Annotated in this window: 6 protein-coding genes and 1 pseudogene; 6 read left to right on the plus strand and 1 reads right to left on the minus strand. The window is 65.8% G+C overall.

The annotated features are described in order from the left end of the window. Positions 1 to 144: 144 nt before the first annotated feature. From F8271_RS29660 to F8271_RS29685, 6 genes are all read left to right on the plus strand, one after another. The gene (locus F8271_RS29660) at positions 145 to 408 is read left to right on the plus strand and encodes a hypothetical protein (RefSeq protein ID WP_151493124.1); all 264 of its coding nucleotides are present in this window, start codon (positions 145 to 147) and stop codon (positions 406 to 408) included. Positions 409 to 484: 76 nt separating this feature from the next. After that, positions 485 to 1,195, plus strand: a complete 711-nt coding sequence (locus F8271_RS29665) for a hypothetical protein (protein ID WP_151493125.1) — start codon at positions 485 to 487, stop codon at positions 1,193 to 1,195. A gap of 91 nt (positions 1,196 to 1,286) precedes the next feature. Beyond that, complete coding sequence (locus F8271_RS29670; protein ID WP_151493126.1) at positions 1,287 to 1,547, plus strand: hypothetical protein; 261 nt, start codon at positions 1,287 to 1,289, stop codon at positions 1,545 to 1,547. A gap of 18 nt (positions 1,548 to 1,565) precedes the next feature. Continuing rightward, complete coding sequence (locus F8271_RS29675; RefSeq protein ID WP_151493127.1) at positions 1,566 to 2,204, plus strand: hypothetical protein; 639 nt, start codon at positions 1,566 to 1,568, stop codon at positions 2,202 to 2,204. Positions 2,205 to 2,260: 56 nt separating this feature from the next. Further along, complete coding sequence (locus F8271_RS29680; RefSeq protein WP_151493128.1) at positions 2,261 to 2,845, plus strand: hypothetical protein; 585 nt, start codon at positions 2,261 to 2,263, stop codon at positions 2,843 to 2,845. A 501-nt stretch (positions 2,846 to 3,346) separates the two neighbouring features. Next, positions 3,347 to 3,817, plus strand: coding sequence for a transposase (locus tag F8271_RS29685; RefSeq protein WP_192580517.1), 471 nt, complete (start codon positions 3,347 to 3,349; stop codon positions 3,815 to 3,817). A 1,052-nt stretch (positions 3,818 to 4,869) separates the two neighbouring features. Here F8271_RS29685 and F8271_RS33540 read toward each other — a convergent pair. Next, positions 4,870 to 5,270: pseudogene (locus F8271_RS33540) on the minus strand (ISAs1 family transposase); the annotation flags it as partial.

A 5,270-nucleotide genomic window follows, 5' to 3' on the forward strand; every position in this document is an offset into this window, starting at 1 on the left:
CGTTCCCCCTGATCCGTCGATCATGGAGTTGTGGTGGACGACATTGACGGGGCTGCCGACGCCTCCTGGTTTCGGTTAGTGTTCGTCCCTCCACGGAACGTGCGTCCATGGAGCACACCCCACGCAGTCGACCGGGAGGACGGCATGTCCAGCATCGAGCAAGTGAAGGCCGCGCTCGCTCAGGCAGCCGACCAGAGCAACACGACGACCAACCAGATCCGGGCCGCCATCGAGAGCACCGAGCAGGTGCTGGTCCGGCTGCGCGCGGTGGCCGCCGGCACCGGCCACCCGACTCTCGCCGAGGCCATCGCTCGCGCCGAGCAGAGCAAGCAGCGGCTGATGGAGGCCGCGACCACCCTGCAGGGCAGCAGCCAAGCCGCACAGCAGTACATGAGCGTGCTGGGCTGACCGTGAGCGTCGGCGGCGCTCTGGCAACGGCGTGGCGGGTTTGACGCTCTGTCGGGGCGGCACCAAAATCTGCCCGGTGGAATCGAACGAGTTGACGACGCAAGCGCAGGCACTCCGGGCTGCGGGCCGGACGCCCAAGCAGATCGCCCGGGAGCTTGGCATCACCCGTGCCGTGGCCACCAACCTCGTACGGGGCGTCGCCGCTGCGCGGCCGAAACGCGTCCACCCCTCGGAGTTACCGCTCGTGGGTTGTTGGATCAGCCGCCAGTGGAGCAACGGCCTGACCATCGCGCAGCGGCCCGCCGACTGGATCGACGACAAGAAGCTTCCACGGATGGCGATGGGAGCCGGCCTGGTCAGCCTCGTGGTCGCCCGCGCCGACGGCGACGCCGTGACCATCTGCGGGTTCCTGGTCGACACCTACTGCCTCGGCGTCAAGAACGCGCTGCCGCCGACCACCACGGAAGCGGCCGCGTGGCCCTACTTCGTGGACGACTACTTCCAGGCCTACGACTCCGGGCCGATCGAGGCACCGATCGAGCTTGCCCGACACCTGACCTTCGGTGCCGTCGATTACGCCCACAGCCTCGGCTTCGACCCGCATCGTGACTTCTACAGCGCCGCGCCTTACCTCGGAACGTGGGAACCGCCGAGTCGAATCACGTTCGGCCTGAACGGCAAGCCCTACTTCCAGCAAGGCCCCCACGACAACCCCGACCGGATCGTCCGGACCCTCAACAGGTCAGTCGGCCCCGGCAACTACGAGTTCACCATCGTGTCCTTCTAGCAACAAGCCCATCGATGAATGGGGACTGACGCAGCGTACGCAGTCGGGTACGGTCACTGCGGATAAGCCTGCATCGATGGGGAGGGCTGCCGTGGCGTCGATCGAGGAGATCAAAGCCGGGGTCAACCGGTTCGCTGTCGCGACGAAGGAGCAGGTGGCAGAAATTCAGGCCGTGCGCGCCCAACTGGGACAGGACCTCGCCCTGCTCATGTCGGTCACCAGTGGCACCGGAGATCCGCAGATCGCTGCCGCGATCAGCAGCCTGAAAGAGATCAGGACGAAGCTCAACACTGCATCCGATCTTGCTTCGGACACCGCCAACATGGTGGCGCGCTATACCGCCGGCATCTGAGGAAGAAGGGGAGAGCCCATGTCTCGCGTCATCATTCCGGCTGGCCTGTCGATGGGTCCTCGATACCGCTACGTCCGGCCGGCGGACCCCACCCCGGAGTGCTACGAAATCCACCTCGGCGACGACCTGGTCGAGCTGACCGAAACCGAGGCCGCTGTCTGGGCGGCCTCCTTCGTGGATACGGAGCGCCACGCCAAGCTGGAGGTCAATCGAGAGTCCCTGATCCGGCTCTTGGAGACGGCCCCCCGCCCCGAACCGGACGCCGCCCAACTCGTCGACGACCTGATCGGGCGGGGCCTCCTCGTCGAGTTCGACACCGACGGCGACCTCGAACCAGTGTTCCGCCGCCACAAACTGCTCCCCCTCGGCCAGGGCCTCGGATCGACCCCTGACGAGCCCCACCTGCACCGTGTCGGCCTCGCCAACCAACCCATCCTCGCGCTGCCGAACGACGTCTACCTGCAGTGGAGCTTTTCCTACCTCCATTCGAGTCTGTGGGATGCCTGCGTCTATTACGCCGACGACTCAGAGCACATCGCCGAGGGCGGCGACCCACTGGGCGTGACACCGCACTCGCTGGCCCGGGAGATTGCCGGGAACGTCCCCCTGTTGGTGGCTACGGGCTGCGGCTTCATTGATCCGGTGGCCATCGGGTGAGATACCGCCGGTCAGGTCAGCGACGGTCATCAGCGGACCGCTCGTTCGCGCGGCGGGTGGGGTTCGAGACAGCCAAAGAGGGCGGTGGCACGCTCCTGCAACAGGCAGGCGCCGCGCTCGGCGCCCTCGTCGGCCTGATCAGCAGTCGCTGGGGCCTCCCACCGTCCGCATCGGTGATCACCGGCGCGATCGTCGGCAGCACGATCGGCAGCATCGGCAAGGGCGTCATCGCGGCGAGCCTCGACCATTTGCGCGAGCGCCGCGAGCAGCAGGAGTCCCGTGTCGCACCCGGATCCACTGCCAGACGAAGCTGGCGGCACACCGGCAGCACCGGCAGATCAGTTCGTGCGGCCGCCCCGGTATCGAGCGGCAACGCCGCCGCCAGCCTCGTCGGGCAGGTCGTCGGCGGGCTCGATCGGGTCGTCGCGCAGCTCAGTCTGGCGTCGAGGCGGCTTGACGAGCTGCACCGCAAGATGTGGGCGACCCACAATGCTCTCAGTGCGGTGCTTGCGGGCGGACGACCAGCGGTTGTCGGTGCGACCAATGGCCAACTGACGGAGGCACGCGGCCACATCCAGGACTGCACGGTGGCCCTCCGCCACTGCCGCGACGGCGTCGAGGCGTACCGGATAGGCATTTGACCCGCGCGGCCCGGAGGCCGCGCGGGTGACTGGTCCGCTCGCTGCGGGCGCACTTGCAGCAGTGTCGCCGCTGGGCGCTCGAAGCTCGACGCTTACCGGCGTCGCTTGGTCTCCAACGGCCATTCCAGGCTCACCTGCTCGTCACGCCCCTGCCTGCCGTAGTAGGCCTGCAACTCCCGCTTCTGCTCTGCGTACCAGGCGACCTGTGCCCGATGGAGATCGTCGGGCCGCGTGCCGGCGACCCGTGCATGGGGGCCGCGATCGAAACCGCCATCTCGGCAGCCGCCCGCGCATCGCTCGCGGCGTCATGGGCGGTCGTCAACTCAACTTCGTAGTACCTGCAGAGGTCGCCCAGCCGCCAGCCACCGGACCAGTCGGGCTCGACCTCCCGGTGCAGGAGTAGATAGCGGGCATTGAGGGCGATCAAGGAAAGGTGCACCCGACCTGCAAGGATGTGGTTGTCTACGCCATGTCCTATGTAGAAACGGGTGCACCTTTCTGGTGAGCAAGTCTATCGGGTGGGATGACCGGCTGTCCGTGACGGCCACGGATAAGAACCTCGTCGGCCACGTGGGCGCGGTCCTGCTGCGTAAATGCGCTGACAAAGCAGGTCTGACCAGCGGGTTGAACGCGGTGATACCCCGCGGTGAGGGCCCTGGGTGGTGGGACCGGGGCACGGTGCTGACATCCCTGGCGGTGTCGATCGCGCTCGGCGCGACCAGCGTGTCTGACATTGACCTGTTGGCGCATCAGGCCCCGGTGTTCGGTGACCCACCCTCGGACAGCACGGTCCGCCGGTGCCTGACCGACCTCGACCAGGTGACACTGGGTAAGATCGGAAAGGCCCGGGCGAAAGCCCGCCGGCGGGTATGGGATCTGATCCCTCACCGCCCTACCCACACCCACCTGACCAGCAACAACCGCCTCAGCGAGCCAGAGAGGGCCTTCCCGGGATCCAGGGCTATTGCGTAGTCCGTTTGCGCAGGTCAGCTCCAGCCCAGCCCTCGTCGTGGCGGTCCCGGCCCATTTGCCTGCGGAGCTATGGGCCTTCGGTCGCACCACTTCAGCTTCGGTGCCCAGCCGAGCCGATTACCTGCACCGGCCGGTTGACCGCGAGTTACCGCAGGTCAGCCGGCACTCAAGCGACTACGCAATAGCCCTGCTCGGAAGGGCCACCTGCGGTAGTCAGAACGTTGCGCGGAATGGCTCACTCACGCCGAGGGGCAGTTCTTTTTTCAGGAGCGCTATTCGGCATATATCGGGGTGGCGGCGGCGTGTATCCGGGCGGTGGCGTTGTAGAAGAAGTGAGCGATGAAATTCTCGAATTAAACTGAGCCTGTCGGAGCTGCATTTCCTGCGCTCGACGGAGTGCCCGTTGCTCCGAGGCAGCGTGAATCGTGTTGGCTATATGGTCTGCAGCTAATCCACGAGTGCGGGGATCTCGCGTCTCCCACTCTGTAATGGCACGCTGGACGATATCGTTGAGCAGAGTCCCGTCACCGGGCGGATCGGCGGGCGGTGTTGACGACAGGAGGTTCCGTAACAACTTCCAGTTCGTGGCCCATTCGATCTGGTCCTGCTTTACGATCATCCAGTCTGGGCGTTGGCTCCGTACGGACGCCAAAGTCGGTTCGGGGTTGTGTTGGTACACACTTACCTCCCATAACGTTGGTCGAAAGATTTCGATGAGACGTTCCGCCCGTGGGGTCGCCCCCTTGTGGTTGGTGCACTTCGGGGGTCTGCCAGGTTCGAGCGGGCCGGTCCCTACTAGGACTAGAAACGTTGCTGGGTCAGCCTTGGTTCACCAGGGCTATTCCGTAGTTCGTTTGCGTAGGTCAGCTCCAGCACGGCACCGTCGTGGTTACCCCGATTCGTTGAGCCTGCGGAGCTTAGCTAAATCCCTCGGCCATGCCGTGACGGAGCATGAAATAGCCGTCCTGCTCATCATGGAAGGCGACGCGTTCCAGCGCTTCGGCGAGCGGGTCGGCGGGTTGCGCCGGCTGCTGGGTGATCTTGGCCCAGGGCTATTGCGTTCTGGGGTAACTGCTGGTCACAGCGGTTATGAGGTCGTGTGAGCGACGGTCGGCGCGGCGGTTGGCGCGGGCGATGTTGGGTTCGCCGTGGATGTGGTGCCAGCCGATTGCGGTGTTACGCAGGGTGGCCATGACGGCGGGTCCGGTGCCGGTGCGGGCCTGGTGAAGATCTTCACGGAACGTCACATCTCGCAGGTTGTGGACCTGGTTTTCGATCAGCCATTCCGCTCTTGCCCATGTCTGCAGGTCAGCGGGTTGGGCGTCGGCGGCGGGTAGGGATGTGACCAGGTAGGCGGTCTCGCGGCTGGTCTTGCCGCCGGTGGTGCGGGTACGGGTGATCCGGACGGCTTGCTGGGCGTGCGAGAACGCGATCCCGCCCGGGGTGTGCAGGG

It is taken from the genome of Micromonospora sp. ALFpr18c (assembly GCF_008868155.1).
In the GTDB taxonomy this organism is placed as follows: Bacteria; Actinomycetota; Actinomycetes; order Mycobacteriales; family Micromonosporaceae; genus Micromonospora.